The sequence below is a fragment of the Aeromonas sp. 602396 genome, from assembly GCF_049173735.1.
Classification (GTDB): domain Bacteria; phylum Pseudomonadota; class Gammaproteobacteria; order Enterobacterales; family Aeromonadaceae; genus Aeromonas; species Aeromonas veronii_A.
Map to the genome: position 1 here is coordinate 232,056 of NZ_JAAKSD010000004.1, position 17,214 is coordinate 249,269.

A 17,214-nucleotide genomic window follows, 5' to 3' on the forward strand; every position below is an offset into this window, starting at 1 on the left:
TCGAGGTCGTTATGATAGTCCTGCACCACCTGAACAAATCCCGCTCCCAACGCATCATCTGGCTGCTCGAAGAGCTGGGCCAGCCCTATGAGATCAAGGCGTATCAGCGCGATGCCACCACCTTTCTGGCACCGCCCGAGCTAAAAGCCATCCACCCCCTCGGCAAGTCGCCCGTCATCGAGTTCGACGGCCGGGTGCTGGCGGAATCGGGTGCCATCACCGAGTATCTGATCGCCCGCTACGCCCCGGATCGGCTGGCACCGGCACCAGATAGCCCGGAGTATGCCGAATATCTGCAGTGGCTCCACTTTGCCGAGAGCTCCGGTATCCTGCCGCTGCTGCTCGACATGTTCGTGCGCAAGGATGGCAGCCCGATGCGCTTCCTGCCGGACTACGCCAGGGCGGAGTGTGCCAAGGTACTGGGCTACCTCAATGAGGTACTGGCGAAACGCCACTATCTGGTGGGGGATCGCCTCTCCGGCGCCGACATCATGAACTCCTTCCTGGTGGATCTGCTGGCGCAAAGCGGCCAGCTGGCCCACTTCCCGCATCTGCAAGCCTATTGGGAACGCCTCAATACCCATCCGGCCCGTCAGAAGGCGGTAGAGCTGGAGCACGAGCTGGATCAGCGCCCCTGACCCAACAGCCGCCATGCAAAACGCCCCGATAGTCGGGGCGTTTTTGTTATGCAGCGAGCGCGGTTTACTTGGTCGCAGGCACCTTGTCCCGGCGCGACTTCCACCACCAGCGCAGCCGGATCTGGGAGATCAGCATCCCCGCCAGCATCAGGGCGCAACCGGCAATGGCACGCTCGTCCAGCGTTTCATCCAGCAGCAATACGCCCCCCACGGCGGCAAAGACGGTCTCCAGACTGAGGATGATGGCGGCGTGGGCCGGATGGGCGCCCCGCTGCCCCAGCACCTGCAGGGTATAACCCACCCCGACCGACACCAGCCCGGCATAGAGCAGCGCCTGCCAGCCAGCTACTGCGCCAGCCACGGTCGGAGTTTCGATGACAAAGGCGGTGGCGAGACTGAGCAGGCCGCACACCACAAACTGCACACAAGCCAGCTTGATGGGGGCCACCCGGTTGGAGTAGTGATCCACCAGCAGCAGATGGATCGCCCAGAACAGGGCGCCAATCACCTGCAGCAGATCGCCAAAACCGATGGTGAACTCGTCGGTCACGCTCAACACATAGAGCCCGCTCAGGGCAATGAGGGCTCCAATCCAGGTATTGGTACCCGTCTTGTGCCGCAGCAGCAGCCCCAGTACCGGCACCAGAATGATGTAGAGCCCGGTGATGAAACCGGCCTTGGCGGCAGTGGTATAGAGCAGCCCCACCTGCTGCAGGGATGCGGCACAGAACAGCACCAGTCCGGCCAGCACACCACCGGTCAGCAATTGGCGATGGTCGCCAGTGGCGACCACTGGTTGACGGGATTTGAGCCACCAGAGCAGCGGCAGCAGGGAGAAGGCACCGAGCAGAAAGCGCAGGCCATTGAAGGTATAGGGCCCCATATGATCCATCCCGAGGCGCTGGGCGACAAAGCCCATACCCCAGATGGTGGCAGCCATCAGCAACATCAGATTGGAGCGCATGGCGATTCTTCCTTAAATCGGCGCGTGACGGGTTATCCAATCCAAGATACCTGCCTCCCTACCCTCTTGTCTTTAGAGCGATAGCTGTTTTGTCAGCACGGCCAGCAGGGCGACCATTACCAGATTGCCCCGCAGGATCCAGACCACCCGGAAGTACTGCTGGATCGAGATCATCGGCGCCTTGCCCAGACGCAGGGCACGACGCCAGCGATAGAAGAGGCGACTGGGATAGTCGAGGGAGCCGACAATCAGCAGAAACAACCCCACTTTGAGACCGTGGGCAGGATGAGCAAAGAGCTGCGCCACCGAGCTGGCGTGTTCGAGGGCCAGCAGGCAACCGCTGGCAAAGATGGAGAAGAGCGCCAGCGCCGCCACCCCATCTGCCAGCAGCAGACGGTGCACCCGCAACATATTCAGGCCGCGACGAAAGATCAGATACTCGACACAGAGCGCCAGGATCAACAGCATGATGCCGCCGTAGTGAGCCATCAGGAGCAACGTGGGGTTCAGCATTGAACGGATCTCATTTTCTGCCTTTAGACGGGCGGGACGGCATCATATATGCTGGTGACACCCGAGCTGAAAAGGATCTGTGCATGTCCCCCGCCAAGCCCAAGCACACTTGGTCTTTAATCACCCGCATGCGGCTGGGCCTCCTCCTGCTCTTTATTCCCGTAGTGTTGCTCGGCAGCATCTACTACCTGCATATGGAACGTACCCTGCGCCTCGAGCAGCAACAAAACCTGATTGCCCGCAACACCCAATATCTCCATACCCTGCTCGAACCCTATCTGGAGACCCTCAAACGCCAGTTTACGCTTATTTATCAGCAGGTAAATTATCAGGATTTCAGCAGCCCAGCGATCAGTAACGGCGAGCGCTACCTGCAACAGTGGCAGGCCTATCACGAGGTGATGGAGCTCGACTACGTCTATGTAGGAACCGAGCATCGCCAGATGCTGATCCACCCCACCTGGCAGGCGGACGAGAAGTTCGATCCCAGAACTCGCCCCTGGTATCTGCTGGCAGCCAGCCACCCGAACCGGATCGTCTGGACCGATCCCTATTACGACTACACCTTGGGTACCCTCACCATGGCGCTGGCTCGGGTAATTCAAGACCCTGACGGCAAGCGAGTGGGGGTGCTCTCCCTCGATACCCAGCTCACCCCGCTCGCCAACTGGCTCAACAACCGGCATGAACAGAGCCATCATCTGGGCAAGGGCTATCAGATCCTGATCAACCATGACGGGCTGGTGCTGGCTCACCCGGATCGCGAACAGGTATTCAAACCGCTCACCCACCCTGAATGGCTGACACACATGCAACAGCCGCAAGGTTTCTTCCTCGACGATGCCAGCGGCATGATGGTCTCCTACTACCGTGTCCCCGAGCAGCGCTGGTTCCTGCTCAGTGTCGAGCCCACCGCCAGCATGCAGCAGGTGATCGACAGCGTCTCCATCAACGTGCAGCTGATGATTGCCGTTGCCTGCTTTTTCTATCTGCTGCTAGCCCTGCTTTGGGCCCGCTACTTCCGCCGCATGCTGGGGGAGATTACCCTGCTGATCCGCACCAGCCGCTCTGGCGGGATTGCCTATCATGGCAGCCGCATGCTGGAGCTGGCCAAGGTCTATGAAGAGATGGATGCCGCCAGTCAGGACTTTGCCCAGATCCGCCAGCAAGCCAATCAGGACAAACTCACCGGTCTCTACAACCGCCGCTTCTTCGACGAGTGCCTGCAGAGACAGCTCAGCAGCGGTGCCCCCTTCCTCGTGGTGATGTTCGATCTCGATAACTTCAAACAGGTCAACGACACCTTTGGCCACCAAACAGGGGATATAGTGCTCAAACGGGTGAGCAAGCTGGGCATGAAAATGTTTGACCAGTGGGGCTGGCTCTGTCGTTACGGTGGCGAGGAGCTGGTGCTGATCTTGCGCCTGGAGATGCAAATGAGTGAGGCCACCTCGCTGCTGGAGAGCTTCAGACTTGCGGTCACTCAACTGGAGTGGCGAGAGCCGGAACTGACCATTACCCTCAGCGGCGGGGTGGCCTTGAGCCACTCCGGGCTCTCGACCAAGGAGCTGATAGAACTGGCCGACAGCGGGGTTTATCAGGCCAAGCGGGAGGGGAAAAATCGCATCTGCTTCCCCCAGCGTCGTGGCAACGGTCAGATGGAAGAGGCCTCCTCACCTTGAGCCAACTCGGCGGTCATCGTGGCGGGAGACAGAATGAACGCAACCAGGAAAGGAAGACAGGAGAGAGGCAACGGCCTCTCTCTGTTGTTTATATCGCTATTTTTGCCGTGTATTGAGCCTGTTTGAGCGCACAACTCAGCGCTGCCACACCCACACCGGCCAGCCCAGCTCCTCGGCCTGCTGACGCAGCGCGGGGGCCGGATTGACCGCATGGGGATGGCTCACCGCCCGCAGCATGGGCAGATCGTTGTGAGAGTCGCTATAACCAAAGCTCCCCTGCCAGAGATGGTCCCTGCCGGCAAAGAGCTGGTTGATGCGGGCCACCTTGCCTTCACGAAAGCTGAGGGTGCCGCGGGTCTGGCCGGTCAACATCCCCTCCTCCTCATCGAGCAGGATGGCGACGCAGTGATCCATCCCCAGCATCTTCGCCATGGGGGCCACCAGATGCTCGCCGGAGGCGGAGATGAGCACCAGATCGTCGCCCCGCTCCCGATGCCATTCGATGCGCGCCAACCCCTCGGGGTAGAGGCGCTCGCGCAGCACCTGCTCGGCAAAGCGGGTAGAGAGCGAGTCGAGCCACTGGCGCGTCTTGCCCGCCAGCGGTTGCAGGGTGAAAGCCATGTACTGGTGCATGTCCATCTTGCCCTGATGGTAGAGGGACATCATGGCCTGCTCCTCGGCGATCATGCTGGCAGGGGCCAGCTCCTCGGCCACCATGTACTCCAGCCAGAGGCTGGCAGAATCCCCCGCTATCAGGGTCTCGTCCAGATCAAACAGTGCCAGTGCCATGGGCGCTCCTCGCAGTGAAAATGGAAATGAAATGCGGCCTCATGCTACCTCACAGAGTTGATCCCGGGCCACCACCAGGGTCACGGCACTGCCGGTGGCCAGCAGATCGCCAGCCGAGCGGTTGAGGCAATCCACCGTCAACAGCCCCGCCTCGCACTCCACCTGATAGCGGATCACGTTGCCGAGCAGCTGTTGCTGGCGAACGATGCCGGGCAGGCTGGGTTCGCTGCTGGTCGCCCCGGCGGGCAGCAGGGTGATGGACTCCGGCCGCAGCGCCAGCTTGCCCTGAAAACGGGGGCCGAACAGCGACTTGCCCTGCTCGGCGCCGAGCAGGTTGTAGTTGCCGATAAAGCCCGCCACAAACTCGCTGGCGGGGCGGGTGTAGATCTCCTCCGGCGTGCCGCTCTGGACGATGGAGCCCTTGTTCATCAGGAAGATCCGATCCGACATGGTAAGCGCCTCCTCCTGATCGTGGGTCACGAAGATGGTGGTGAGTTCGAGCCGCTGCTGGATCTCGCGGATCTGCTGGCGCAGGCTGCGGCGGATGCGAGCATCCAGCGCCGAGAGCGGCTCGTCCAGCAGCAGGATCCGCGGCTGCACCACCAGTGCCCGGGCCAGCGCCACCCGCTGGCGCTGGCCGCCGGAGAGCTCGGCCGGATAGCGGCGCTCGAAGCCGGTCAGCTCCACCAGCGCCAGCGCCTCCTGCACGCTGGCGGCGAGATCCCGTCCCGGCTGGGGTTTCATCTTGAGGCCGAAGGCAACGTTGTCCCACACCGTCATGTTGGGGAACAGCGCATAACTCTGGAACACCATGCCGATGCCCCGCTTCTGGGGCGCCTGCCAGGTGATATCTTCACCGGCCACCCGCACCTGACCGCCATCCACCGGAGTGAGCCCCGCCAGCGCCCGCAGCAGGGTGGATTTGCCACAGCCGGAGGGGCCGAGCAGGGTCACCAGCTCCCCCTTGCGGATGCCGAATTCGATCCCCTCGAACACCGGCGTATCGCCGTAAGATTTGTGCAGTTGATTCACTTCTAGATGGAACATGTTGATTCACCGATGAAATCTGTTGGCTGCCCAGGTGAGCAGCAGAGTCAGCAGGAAGTAGCTCATCACCAGCGCACTGGTGAAGTGGCCAGAAGTGGCGCGCATGTTGTAGAGGTAGACCTGCAGGGTCTCGTAACGGGTGCCCACCAGCATGTTGGCAAACACGAACTCGCCGAGCAGGAAGGAGAGCGAGAGAAACAGCGCCGCCAGCAATCCCTTGCGCAGGCAGGGGATCACCACCAACAGAAAGGCGCGCCGACTACTGGCCCCCAGCAGATGGGCGGCATCCATCAAATCCCTGAGCGGCACCCCTTGCAGGCTGTTGGCCAGTGCCCGGTACATGAAGGGGAGCACCACGGTGAACCAGGTGCCGATCAGGATCCACGGCGTGCCGATAATGGGCAGAACACCATCGGCGTAGATCTGCAGCAGCCCCACCGACGAGACCACAGGTGGCACCGCGAAGGGGAGCAGGATCAGCAGGTTCATCCAGGGATCCAGCTTTGGGAAGTAGTAGGCCACCACCAGCACGGTCGGTACCAGCACCAGGGTCCCCAGCATCAGGGTGGCGACACAGACCAGGAGACTTCGGCCAAAAGCCGCCAGAAAGCGCGGATCGCCCCACAGCTTGAGATACCAGTCGAGGGTGAAGCCATCCGGCAGCAGGGTCGCCCCCCAGCGGGTAGAGATGGAGTAGAGAAACGTGGCCAGCAGCGGCAGCAGCAGGGTGGCGACCAGCCCACCCAGCACCCACTTTGGCCAGCGCGGCGTCAAATCATGCATGGGATTGCCCCTTGTTCACATAGCTCTTTTTCAGCAACCACTGGTTGGCGGCCGTCACTACCCCCAGCAGCACCATCAGGATCACCGCCAGCGCCGCCGCCATATTGGGCTCGAGAAAGATGTCGCCGGAGACCAGACTCGCCACCCGGATGGTCACCAGATTGAAGTTTCCAGTAGTGAGGGCGTAGGCAGAGGCATAGGCCCCCACCGCGTTGGCAAACAGGATGATCAGGGTGCCAAGCAGCGCAGGCGTCAGCACCGGCAGCGCCACGTGCCACACATATTGCCCCTTACTCGCGCCGAGCAGCGCGGCCGCTTGCGGCCACTCATCCTGCAGCGCATCGAAGGCCGGGTAGAGCAGCAGCAGGGCGAGCGGGATCTGGAAATAGGTGTAGATGAGAATAAGGCCCGACCCCGAGTAGAGGTTGAAGCCGTCGATCAATCCCCAGGATTTCAGCAGCAGGGTCACCGCACCATTGATGCCGAGAATGATGATAAAGGCGAATGCCAGCGGCACCCCGCTGAAGTTGCCGGTCATGGTGACAAAGGCCAGCAGCAGCCGTTTTACCCGCTCGCCACTGTGGCGCAGCGCCGCTGCCCCGAGGGTGCCGATGGCAAGCCCCGCCAGACTGGCGATACCGGCGATGCGCAGCGAGTTGCCGAACGATTGCAGGTAGAAGGGGGAGCTCAAAATCTCCCGGTAGTAGTCGATGCCCCAGCCATCCGGGGTCTGGAAACTGCCCACCAGCACCCACACCATGGGGGCGAGCTGGAACAGGATCATCAGGAGAACGAACGGCAGCAGCACCAGGGCGGGCAGCCAGTGACGGCGAGCCCGGCGCCGGGTGACGGCCGGTTGATCCGCCAGGATCTCGGTGGTGGCGGGCATCATCAGTGTACCTCCCGCAGGAAGGCGGCCTTGAGCAGTGGCGGGCAGCCCGGCTTGTCGTGGGAAACTCCCAGCAGATCGGCCATCAAGGCGCAGAGCTGGGTCTGGGCGATCACTACCCCATCCGGCCAGCGCTCGATAAATGCATCGCCAAACAGCCAGAGCGGCACGGTGCGCTCTTCGGTCAGGGTGCCGCCGTGGCTCAAGTCGTTGTTCATGCCGTGATCCGAGGTGATCACCACCTGATATCCCTGTGCCAGCCACTGGGGCAGCAGGTCGGCCAGCAGGCTGTCCATCCGGCGCGCCTGATTGCGGTACTGACGGGAGTCGAGGCCGAACTGGTGGCCAGCGTTGTCCACCCCCATGGGATGGATCAGGAGAAAATCGGGGTCGTACTGGCTGCGCAGCCACTCGCCATCCATCAACAGGTGGCTGTCGGGGTAGCCGTCATCCCAGTAGAAACAGCCGTGCTGGATGGGCAGTCGCTCGTCATGGGTGAAGCGATCGCGGGCTGCCAGCCAGGGGCTGCGGTTGTAGAGTTCGCTCACCCAGTAATAGGCCGCCGCTGCGGTGCGTTTACCCGCAGCGCGGGCCAGATGGAAGATGGAGTCATGCAGACTGAGGCGACTCACCCCGTTGTGGGTGATGCCGCTCACCACCGGCGGCACGCCGGTCAGGATGCACTCGTAGAGGGGTCGGGAGAGAGACGGCAGGGCAGCATTCAGGGTCGTATGCAGGCCCCGCCCCGCCTCCACCATGCCACCGAGGTAGCCCATGGTGTGGGCTACCTCGGCTGCCAGACCATCCACAAGTACCACTATCACCTTGTGTTGCACTGGATTCCCTTACTGCATGTTGATCATGACGGTTTCTTGCCACTGGCGCGGCAGGGCTTTGGAGCTCTGCTCCCAGGCGGCGTGATCCTGAACCGGCTTGGCATTGGCATACTGCTCGGCTGGCAGCAGCTTGGCCTTCACATCATCCGGCAAAGTCACGTTGCTGCGGATCGGGCGAGCGTAGCCGCGGGCCAGGTTGATTTGACCGGCATCGGAGAGGATGTATTCCCGCGCCAGTTTGGCGGCGTTGGGGTTCTTGGCCCACTTGTTGATGATGGTGGTGTAACCGGCGATGACTGAACCGTCACTCGGGATCACCACATCAAACTTCTTGGGGTCGATCTGGTCGCGGTAGTTGAGGGCGTTGAAGTCCCACAGCACACCCACTTCCACCTCGCCCTTCTCGATGTTGGCGATGGTCGGATCGTTCAGGGAGAGACGACCCTGCTTGGCCAGCTGGCCGAACAGCTCCAGTGCAGGTTTCAGATTCTTCTCGCTGCCGCCGGTGGCATAGGCCGCCGCCAGCACGCCGTTGTTGGCCTGGGAGGCTACGCCCACATCACCCAGGGTCACCTTGTAGTCGCCACCCAGCAGGGATTGCCAGCTGGTGGGGGCGGCCTTGACCAGATCCTTGTTGATCAGGAAGGCGATGGTGCCGGTATAGGCCAGCATCCAGTGACCGTCGGCGTCCTTGGCCCAGTTGGGAATATCGGCCCAGGTGGAGGGTTTGTAGGGTTGGGTAACACCCTGCTTGACCGCAACCGGACCGAAGGCGCCGCCCACGTCACCGATATCGGCGGTGGCATTGGCCTTCTCGGCGGCGAACTTGGCGATCTCCTGCGCCGAGCTCATGTCGGTATCCTGATGCTTGATGCCGTAGATGCTGCCCAGCTGCTGCCAGGTATCCTTCCAGTTGGCCCAGCTGTCGGGCATGCCGATGCTGTGGAGCTGGCCTTCGCCACGGGCGGCCTTTTCGAGATCCGCGATATTTTCGGCTGCATAGCTATTTGTGGCAAACAACGGTTGGCTGATGGCCACCATGGCCAGTGCACTTGCGATCACGCTTTTCATCATCCCATCCCTCTGGACTAGGTCAGTTAAGGTTCGAGAGGGATGCTAGAGGGGAATTGTGACGGTGGCGGGGCGCTTTAATGGCAGTTTGATGACAATCACCCTGTCATGGCGCTGTCATCCACAGCAGTTACAACTCTGAACCCGAGTGAGGCTGGACTATTCCAGTAAGGGATTGGCCAGCCACCCGCCTTCTGAATAAGCAACAGGGACAAGAGTGTGACCGAGCCGAGATTGAGCGAGCAGAGAGTGAACGAACAGAGCATGGCCGATGGCCGCGTCTCCTCCAAGTGCGAACAGATTTGCCAGACTCTGCGCCGCTATATCGGCAGCGGCCAGTTGGGGGCCGGGCAGCAGCTACCCGCCGAGCGGGCCCTGAGCGAGCGCTTTGCCACCACCCGCATCACCATCAAGGAGGCGCTCTCCAGCCTCGAAGCAGACGGCCTTATCTACCGGGCCGAGCGGCGCGGCTGGTTTGTGGCGCCACCCCGCCTCACCTACGATCCCGCCATCCACACCCACTTTCACCAGTGGATCGGCGAGCAGCAACGCACCGCCGAAACCCGGGTGCTGGCCCATGGCAGCGAGCTTGCCAGCAGCGAGCTGTGCCGCTGGATGGGGTTGGAACCCTTCACTCCACTTTATGAGATCCGCCGCCAGCGGCTGATCGACGGCCGCCCGGTGCTGCATGTCAGCCACCACCTGCTGGCGAGCCGCTTTCCCGATATCGCCAGCGCGCCGCTGGCCAGCTCCCTCACCGAGCTCTATCAGCAGCGCTATGGCATAGGCCAGGGTGGGGCGAGTCTCGAGATCACCCCCTCGGCGGCGCGCGGCGCCATCGCCCGCGCCCTCAATCTGGCAGAGGGGAGCGCGGTGCTGCGGCTGGTGCGGGTCAATTACGACGAGCGGGGCGGTCTGGTAGATTGCGATATCGAGCACTGGCGGCCGGATGCGATCCGTATCTGTCTGGATACGCGAGCGTTGCAGCCGCTCGCAGGCAAGCTGCAACAAACCCGGGTCGCCGATTAGGGAAAATATCCAGAGCACTGTCGAGCACAGTGGCGATCCGCATCGGCCTCGATAACCGGGTGCTGCAACCGGTCGCAAGCAGATCGCATACCGTTCAACTCAAGGAATAACCAGACTCCAACATGGCGGATCCCGCAGGATCCGCCGGGATCAGTTGTCGATATTGGGGATCATGTCGTCGAAGCTCTGGTAGCCGCAGTCGGCCAGTTGCAGCGACATGGTGTAGGTCTTGGCGTGCTCCTGCTGGCCGATGGCGGGGCGGTTGAGCTTGATCTCCTGATGCCAGTACTCCTTCATCCGGTCGATCAGCGCCATCGCCTCCCCCTCGTTGAGGTGCAACTGGCAGAGCGCCATATAGTTGTTCGACTTGTGCATGTTCTCCACCAGATACTCCCCCAGCACCGACATCGCCTGCCGTGCCTGCTGGCGGGCGAAACGGCTGTGCTGCTCGAAGCTGATCCGCTCGCTGATCAGGAAGTGGTAACTGTTGTCGATACCAAGCTGCAAAATGCCGAGCTTCTCCAGCTTGCGCAGATAGAGGTAGCAGGAGGCATCGGTCAGGCCGTACTCCCGCTTGAGATCGATCAGCGTCTTGTCGCGCCAGAAGATATTGGCGAGAAAAGCGTAGAGCCCCGGCTCATTGTGAAACGCCTCGTCCTGCTCCTGGGTAAAGACGGCGCGGCGGCTCTGGGCGTCCTGAGTGCGATCCAGCAACTCCTCGAACGAGAGACCCACCAGATGGCAGATCTCCAGCAGAGTATCAAACGGCAGCGAGGGCTTGTTCATCATCCGTTTCACGGTCGCGATGGAGACACCCATGGCTTCTGCCAGGGTCTGATAGCGGATCCCCTTGTCGGTCAGGGTCTTCTTCAGGGTGTCGAGAATATTGTTGGCCAGGGTCTGGCTGTAGGTCATGCCACTCTTCCTTGTTATCGCACTTTCATTGCATGGTTATGCCGAGTCAGCTTCTGACCTGTTTTTACCTTCAAGGCTCAGATATTGACACCGAAAAAACAGCCTAGAGAAAAAATCGCCTACAACGCCCATCAGGACAGACCAGTTGAACGATGAGGTCGCAAAATCTGACACCAGACAGTGCATATCTTTCAACCCGCAAACATTTTGCTAGTGCTGCATAGAACATCGCGCATAATCGAAACGTATCGAATTCAAGACCCTTCCTGGTTGAGAAATCGATTGTTTGCTTCCAAATTTTTATCTTTTAAACCGCAAGGTTTTTTCTCTTTCCTGGCATTGGGCGGCGCTGATAGCACCGCCCTTTTCTTTTCCCTGAATTCGCAGGTCAGGTCAAGGGCCCCGGCAAGGGGAAGTGTCACAGGCCACCCGCCGCCCACTGATGCGCCAGCCACTACGACCTCTCTGGCAAGGTATCCTAAACGATCCTTAATACCGTCTCATTGCCATTAAATATATTTAAATGGCTTACTTGGAAAGCTTCACTCAATATAAAAACAAATATAATCAAGTAATTTAAAACATCAAAAACTTATCTTTTAAATGGCTTGCATATATAAGCAAACAAAATTAATCGGGCCGCACGCCCCATATCTGCTTATCACACCCCATGCCCACCCCAACAACTGCTACCGGGTGAAGAGAAAAGCCACCCACAAGCGCCCATTCGCGTATCTGGTGGGTAGCATAGCCCACGCAAAAACAGCCTCAAAAGACCACCAAAAGTTACAATGGGAACAATCCCAAACCTCAAAAAGAGCAAAAAACAGGCAAAGAGAGAAATTTTTTTCTCACGGTTTCACCTTGTGATGCGTTCAAAAAATCATCGAAAAGAACCTGATGCCAATCAGTGACATCTGAGATGCCAATTTTTAGACGGCTCATCATGGCCACGCTCGAATGAAAATTCAATGCTGATAAAAATCAATCACATAGAATCAAAATAGAACTCGCAGCCGGTCATTTGCCTCACCAGTTAATTATTTAAACCTCAATAAAGCTAAAACTCTAATAACACCATTTATTAAACAAAATGGCCCTGCTTGCAGCCAGTCATATTTATAATGATGGGGAAACCACTCTCTTGTTATTCAGAAATGTGCTGACTATACTGCGGCCCCTCTGTGAAAGCAGAGCGATGACGGAAATATAAAAAGCTTCATGGATTGAGCAATATAAATTACACGCAGTTCACGCAACACAAGGTTATTTATCCATGAACAAGTTTAATAAAATTGCCGCTTTCTCCCTGCTTGCTCTGGCCATGAATGGCGGCGCCCATGCCGAAGGCTGGTATGCAGGTCTGGATCTGACCACCTCCAAGATGGATCTCGACGGTGACCTCCAGCGCGCCTATGACGCCAAAGTGATCGACGACCAGCTCGACGGCGGCAGCCTGATCGTCGGTTACAGCTTCAAACCCTGGCTGGCCATTGAAGGTGGCCTGCACGCCCAACAGATGGAGCAGCTGATCTGGGTGACCTCTCAGGGGGCAACCGGTTTTGCCGACACCACCATCGACACCCGCAGCATCAGCCTGGCCGCCAAGCTGAGCCATCCGCTGGCCTGGGGCTTCAGCGCCTATGCCAAACCGGGTATCGCTTACACTCGCACCGAAGTGGAAGTTGTCGGCAATGCCACCATCCTCGGTATGAGCGGTCAGGTAAGTGGCAGCGAAACCAAGAGCAAGGTACACCCCAATCTGGAAGTGGGTCTGGACTACGCCTTCAACGACAGCTTCTCTGCCGGTATCGGTTACGAGCGCCAGTTCAACGCCCTGAGCCTGGGTGATGAGCACTACTCTCTGGATACCCTCAAGCTGGGTCTGCGCTACCACTTCTAAGTCGCGCCGCGTCAGTAACAATGCAAAAGGGCCACAGGTTTCACGCCTGCGGCCCTTCTATTGGCTGATGTGCCATCAGCAGATCTGATTCTTGCCCTGCTGCTTGGCCTGATAGAGCGCCCGATCGGCACGCACCATCAGACTCTCCTTCTGCTCACCCTGCTGATACTCCGCCACTCCGAAGCTCATGGTGGTGACACCGCGGGGACAGATGGGGTTCGTCACCATCAACGCCTGAAACTTGTTCGCCACCACCAACGCATCTTCACGGCCGGTATTGGGCAGCAGCACCATAAACTCGTCGCCACCCCAACGAGCCAGCAGATCAATCTCGCGGATATGGTCGCGCACCAGCGCCACTATGTTGATCAGGGTCTGATCCCCGATATTGTGGCCATAGCTGTCATTGATCTGCTTGAAGTTGTCCACATCCATGGCAATCACGGTAAAAGGCAAGTGAAAGCGGCGCGCCCGTTCGCACTCCAGCTGCAACGCCCGCTCCAGCCGATAGCGGCTGGCGGCACCGGTCAGGGCATCAGTCTCCGCCAGCTGACGATTCTCCTCCACCCTCTGTTGCAGTGCCTCGTTGACTCGCACCAGCTCGGCGGTGCGCTCCGCCACCAGTTGCTCCAGCGACTGATTGCGCAGCTCCAGCTGCTCCAGCAGCAACTTGCTGGCGTGGATATTGCGATGGGCGCCGATCATCCGCGCCACAGACCCATCGGGATTGCGCTCTATGATGCGGCCGCAATCCTCGATCCAGATATAGTCTCCGCCGCGACTGCGGCAGCGATACTCGACCCGGTAGTCGGGGGCGGCGCCGCTCAGATAGGCATCGAAGCTCGCCATCACCCGATCCATGTCGTCGGGGTGGATCACACTCTCCCAGGTGAAGACATTGTTGCCTAGAGTATGGGGCTCGTAGCCCAGCATCCGGTACCAGCCCGGGTTGCGATAGACGAAACCGGTGTTGGCATTCCAGTCCCAGATGCCATCGCTGATCACCTCGAGAATGCCATGTACCACGGCTTCGCTGACATCCGAGATCCTGATCGTGTCGCTGTCCTGCAGCATGGGAGACCATCCTTGTATTGCCGCCCCGCTGGGGCGCGGGGCATTCCAGCCTGATGTTGAGAAATGATAGCGGCAGACGGCTGCACAGTCCGCTATCCGTTGATCGATGAAAACCGCCACTACTTGTTCCGGTTATCGGCCGCCATCGGGTTCGTCTGAATAACATTAGCAACCAGTGTGGCTCAATATTTCACCCTTGTCCGGTTTTAAAGGCAGGATGATGCAGGTTGCGATAGTGGCTGGGCGCCAGGCCATGCTGGCGTTTGAAGGCGGTGGAGAAATGGTACTCGTTCTTGAAGCCGCACTGCTCGGCCAGCAGCTTCACCGGGTCGGCCCGGCTGGCCAGCAAGAGCGCCGCCCGCTGCAGCCGCAGCCGTTGCAGCAGCGCCATGGGCGCCAGCGCGAAGTGCTGCTGGCAGAGCCGGTAGAGCTGGCGCTCGGAGAGATGCAGGGCGCCGGCCATGCGCGCTATGTCCCACGGCTCGGTCAGCGCCTCTTTGAGCAGCAATTCGAGGCGCAGCGCCAGCCGCTCGCCACGCCGCTGCCCCTCCCCCTTTTGCAACAGACGGCGCAGGTAAAAGCCGAGCTGCTCAACCAGCAGGGCGCTGAGCAGCGGGTCCTGATGGCGCTCCTGCTCCGCATAGAGGTTCTCGATCGTGCGCAGTACGGTGGCCTGCTGGGAGGTACAACCGAGCCGGGGGTGGCTGGCGAAGGCATCCCAGGGGGAATCCTTGTGCAGCAGCAGCCACACCAGCTCCCACTCACTCCCCTTATTCACCTGCTGGTTCAACGGCTCACTCAACTGATAGCAGATTGGCTCCCCGGCCGGGATCAGCGCCCACTCCCCGACCTGCAACCGCTCGCGGCGCTCCCCCACCTGCACCTCCCCCTCACCGCCCAGGGTCAGCAGAAAACAGTGCATATCGGCAAAGCGGCGCGCGATGCGGTAGCGGGTCTTGAGACGGGAATAACCCGCCAGCCACACCTGCTCCTGCGCAAGGGCCGGCAGCAAGCTGTCGCAGCAGATCTGCTCGCGGCAGTCGGGGGAGACATCGATAATCTCGGCGTTGGCAGTTTCAGACATCATCAGGACGGGCTCAGCCATGTCGAAGGGACAGGCCCCAGCATAGCATCAAGGGCATCGAGTCACAGGAGATCAGCCATGCATATCCATCACGTCGCCATCTGGGCGCAGGATCTGGAGGCACTCAAGGCATTCTACTGCACCCTGTTTGGCGGGCAGGCCAATGAGCGCTATCACAACCCGAGCAAACAGTTCAGCTCTTACTTCGTGCGTTTCGAAGGGGGCGCCAGCCTGGAGCTGATGCACATCCCCATCCTGTTTCCGGCGGATCTGCACCTGCCGCACCCGCTGCAGGGGCTGGCCCACCTCGCCTTCTCCCTTGGCAGCGTGGAGGAAGTGGACAAGATGACCGCCCGCCTCAAGCTGCTCAAGGGCGCCGAGGTGAAACACCTGGACGGCCCCCGCTGGACCGGCGACGGCTATTACGAGAGCACCTTCCTCGACCCGGAAGGCAACCGGCTGGAGCTGACCATCTAATACCTGAATGCTCCCCTCACCCTGGCCCTCTCGTAAGTTCGATTAGCGAAGCGTAATCGGACAGCGGTAACGGCATGGCTCCCTTCTCCCATTTATTAAAAAAGGAGGAGAAGGGCTGGGGATAAGGGAAAGGAAAAAGAGATTTCGCGGTAAACGTTGGGCTTCGCTACGCTCGCCACAACCTACACGATCGGTAGTTTGGTGCTGAGCCTGCGAAGCCCAACATGCGAGTTCAGCTTATAAGCATGTAAATAGTTCCATTGCGACCATATTTGAAGGTAAACTGACGACAATTACAAAATACAATTTACATTACTTCATGGTTTTATTTAATGAACAGCATCATTAATGACTTACTCTCAAAAGGTAAAGAAGGTCTCTGGTGGGACTTCAAACAAAAATTCCACAACAATATGGCTGCAATGGTCCATGATATTCTATGTATGGCTAATGTAATTCACAATGGGAATAGATACATAGCTTTCGGAATATCTGATTCATTAGAAGTAGTTGGATTAAATGACAGTGATAAAAAATATACTCAAGCAGATATTATCACTGCGCTTAGAAGACTAAGTTTTAGTGAAGATAACATCCCAAACATTCAGCTTGAATTTTTACAATTTAATGAAGCCAAGTTAGCAATCCTAACAATATTTAATGAGCCTTTAAAACCATATTACCTGACAAAAGAATACAGTTATCAAGGTAAATCCATACGAGCTGGTGTTGTTTATTCACGGACAAATGATGCTAATACACCATTAGATTCATGTGCCAATCCAATTGATGTCAGAACGATGTGGCGTGAAAGATTCGGCCTCAATCTAAAAGCCCCTGATAGATTCTCCATTCTTTTAGAAGATGCCAAATGTTGGGACTATGACGGTATTAGCCAAGCCTTCTATTCTAATGATCCTGATTTCACTATTGAGATTGGAAATGTAGAACATGAGGGGGGTAATTACTGGTGGCAAAACTTATATTTTGAGAATACAAGACAGTTTGACTACCACTTAAAATATAAGAACAGAATTATTAAGACCTTGCCTGTTGTTAATTACTACAACGAGGGTTTGACTATACCATTCCCAAACATTGAGTTTATTACCTATCCAGAAGCTCAAGATGGGTCAAACGCAGAATTTTACTGTGAGATTTACTATTATAAAAAAGGAACTATTGAATATAGTTTATTTCAACACATAAGAAAAAGTGAAGTGCATTGTGATACATATCAAACACTGTCTACACCAATCACAACTCAACTGAAACCACCCATAATAAAATTGCCGTTTTTTATAATTAACAGTGACAGTGAACTAAATGAACTGTCCAAGAAATTCATGGAAAAATATCATGAGTTTAATTCCTGTAAGTCAGATTTGATGAGAAAACGTTACCCTGACGAAAATTATAATAGATGGGATGTTGAAAAAGTTTTTTCGGAGTGGGTTTTTGAGCAAATAAATCCTCCCTCTGAATTTTCAATTAGTGAATGACATTAAAACGGCGGCAAA

Annotated in this window: 17 protein-coding genes; 6 read left to right on the top strand and 11 right to left on the bottom strand. The window is 58.0% G+C overall.

What is annotated here, in order from left to right:
* Positions 1-11: 11 nt before the first annotated feature.
* The gene (locus G5229_RS07930; protein WP_421205724.1) at positions 12-638 is read left to right on the top strand and encodes a glutathione S-transferase family protein; all 627 of its coding nucleotides are present in this window, start codon (positions 12-14) and stop codon (positions 636-638) included.
* A 64-nt stretch (positions 639-702) separates the two neighbouring features.
* Here G5229_RS07930 and G5229_RS07935 read toward each other — a convergent pair whose 3' ends face one another.
* Positions 703-1,602, bottom strand: a complete 900-nt coding sequence (locus G5229_RS07935) for a DMT family transporter (protein WP_216952690.1) — start codon at positions 1,600-1,602, stop codon at positions 703-705.
* 72 nt (positions 1,603-1,674) lie between these two features.
* Positions 1,675-2,115: a DUF2214 family protein gene (locus tag G5229_RS07940; RefSeq protein ID WP_421205725.1), complete on the bottom strand. Its 441-nt coding sequence runs from the start codon at positions 2,113-2,115 to the stop codon at positions 1,675-1,677.
* Positions 2,116-2,198: 83 nt separating this feature from the next.
* Here G5229_RS07940 and G5229_RS07945 point away from each other — a divergent pair, with 83 nt between their 5' ends.
* Complete coding sequence (locus tag G5229_RS07945) at positions 2,199-3,797, top strand: sensor domain-containing diguanylate cyclase (RefSeq protein ID WP_421205727.1); 1,599 nt, start codon at positions 2,199-2,201, stop codon at positions 3,795-3,797.
* Between the two features lie 135 nt (positions 3,798-3,932).
* Here G5229_RS07945 and G5229_RS07950 read toward each other — a convergent pair whose 3' ends face one another.
* From G5229_RS07950 to G5229_RS07975, 6 genes are read right to left on the bottom strand one after another with little or no spacing between them, the layout of a single operon-like run.
* Positions 3,933-4,586 carry an HAD family hydrolase gene (locus G5229_RS07950; protein ID WP_421208924.1) on the bottom strand — a complete coding sequence of 218 codons (654 nt, stop codon included), beginning with the start codon at positions 4,584-4,586 and terminating at the stop codon, positions 3,933-3,935.
* Between the two features lie 39 nt (positions 4,587-4,625).
* The gene (locus G5229_RS07955) at positions 4,626-5,633 is read right to left on the bottom strand and encodes an ABC transporter ATP-binding protein (RefSeq protein ID WP_158110437.1); all 1,008 of its coding nucleotides are present in this window, start codon (positions 5,631-5,633) and stop codon (positions 4,626-4,628) included.
* A gap of 6 nt (positions 5,634-5,639) precedes the next feature.
* On the bottom strand, positions 5,640-6,416 hold the full coding sequence (locus G5229_RS07960) for an ABC transporter permease (protein WP_204380513.1): 777 nt from the start codon (positions 6,414-6,416) through the stop codon (positions 5,640-5,642).
* A complete protein-coding gene (locus tag G5229_RS07965; protein WP_421208925.1) occupies positions 6,409-7,308 on the bottom strand; it encodes an ABC transporter permease in 900 nt (299 codons plus the stop codon). Before G5229_RS07965 ends, G5229_RS07960 begins: the two co-directional genes overlap by 8 nt.
* Positions 7,308-8,141, bottom strand: coding sequence for an alkaline phosphatase family protein (locus tag G5229_RS07970; RefSeq protein ID WP_421208926.1), 834 nt, complete (start codon positions 8,139-8,141; stop codon positions 7,308-7,310). Before G5229_RS07970 ends, G5229_RS07965 begins: the two co-directional genes overlap by 1 nt.
* 9 nt (positions 8,142-8,150) lie before the next feature.
* The gene (locus tag G5229_RS07975) at positions 8,151-9,212 is read right to left on the bottom strand and encodes an ABC transporter substrate-binding protein (protein WP_005355254.1); all 1,062 of its coding nucleotides are present in this window, start codon (positions 9,210-9,212) and stop codon (positions 8,151-8,153) included.
* A gap of 264 nt (positions 9,213-9,476) precedes the next feature.
* Between G5229_RS07975 and G5229_RS07980 the strand changes: the two genes are divergently transcribed.
* Complete coding sequence (locus G5229_RS07980; RefSeq protein WP_088868366.1) at positions 9,477-10,241, top strand: UTRA domain-containing protein; 765 nt, start codon at positions 9,477-9,479, stop codon at positions 10,239-10,241.
* A gap of 150 nt (positions 10,242-10,391) precedes the next feature.
* Here the strand turns inward: G5229_RS07980 and G5229_RS07985 are convergent, their stop codons facing one another.
* A complete protein-coding gene (locus G5229_RS07985) occupies positions 10,392-11,156 on the bottom strand; it encodes a helix-turn-helix domain-containing protein (protein WP_005336490.1) in 765 nt (254 codons plus the stop codon).
* A 1,276-nt stretch (positions 11,157-12,432) separates the two neighbouring features.
* Here G5229_RS07985 and G5229_RS07990 point away from each other — a divergent pair.
* Complete coding sequence (locus tag G5229_RS07990; protein ID WP_421208927.1) at positions 12,433-13,059, top strand: porin family protein; 627 nt, start codon at positions 12,433-12,435, stop codon at positions 13,057-13,059.
* Positions 13,060-13,134: 75 nt separating this feature from the next.
* On the opposite strand, the gene G5229_RS07995 is transcribed toward G5229_RS07990, so the two are convergent.
* Together G5229_RS07995 and G5229_RS08000 are read right to left on the bottom strand one after the other, a co-directional pair.
* Positions 13,135-14,133: a sensor domain-containing diguanylate cyclase gene (locus G5229_RS07995; RefSeq protein WP_216952682.1), complete on the bottom strand. Its 999-nt coding sequence runs from the start codon at positions 14,131-14,133 to the stop codon at positions 13,135-13,137.
* A gap of 190 nt (positions 14,134-14,323) precedes the next feature.
* The gene (locus G5229_RS08000; RefSeq protein WP_421208928.1) at positions 14,324-15,220 is read right to left on the bottom strand and encodes an AraC family transcriptional regulator; all 897 of its coding nucleotides are present in this window, start codon (positions 15,218-15,220) and stop codon (positions 14,324-14,326) included.
* A gap of 75 nt (positions 15,221-15,295) precedes the next feature.
* Between G5229_RS08000 and G5229_RS08005 the strand changes: the two genes are divergently transcribed.
* The gene (locus G5229_RS08005) at positions 15,296-15,694 is read left to right on the top strand and encodes a VOC family protein (protein ID WP_421208929.1); all 399 of its coding nucleotides are present in this window, start codon (positions 15,296-15,298) and stop codon (positions 15,692-15,694) included.
* Between the two features lie 332 nt (positions 15,695-16,026).
* Positions 16,027-17,196, top strand: a complete 1,170-nt coding sequence (locus G5229_RS08010) for a helix-turn-helix domain-containing protein (protein WP_421208930.1) — start codon at positions 16,027-16,029, stop codon at positions 17,194-17,196.
* Positions 17,197-17,214: the final 18 nt, after the last annotated feature.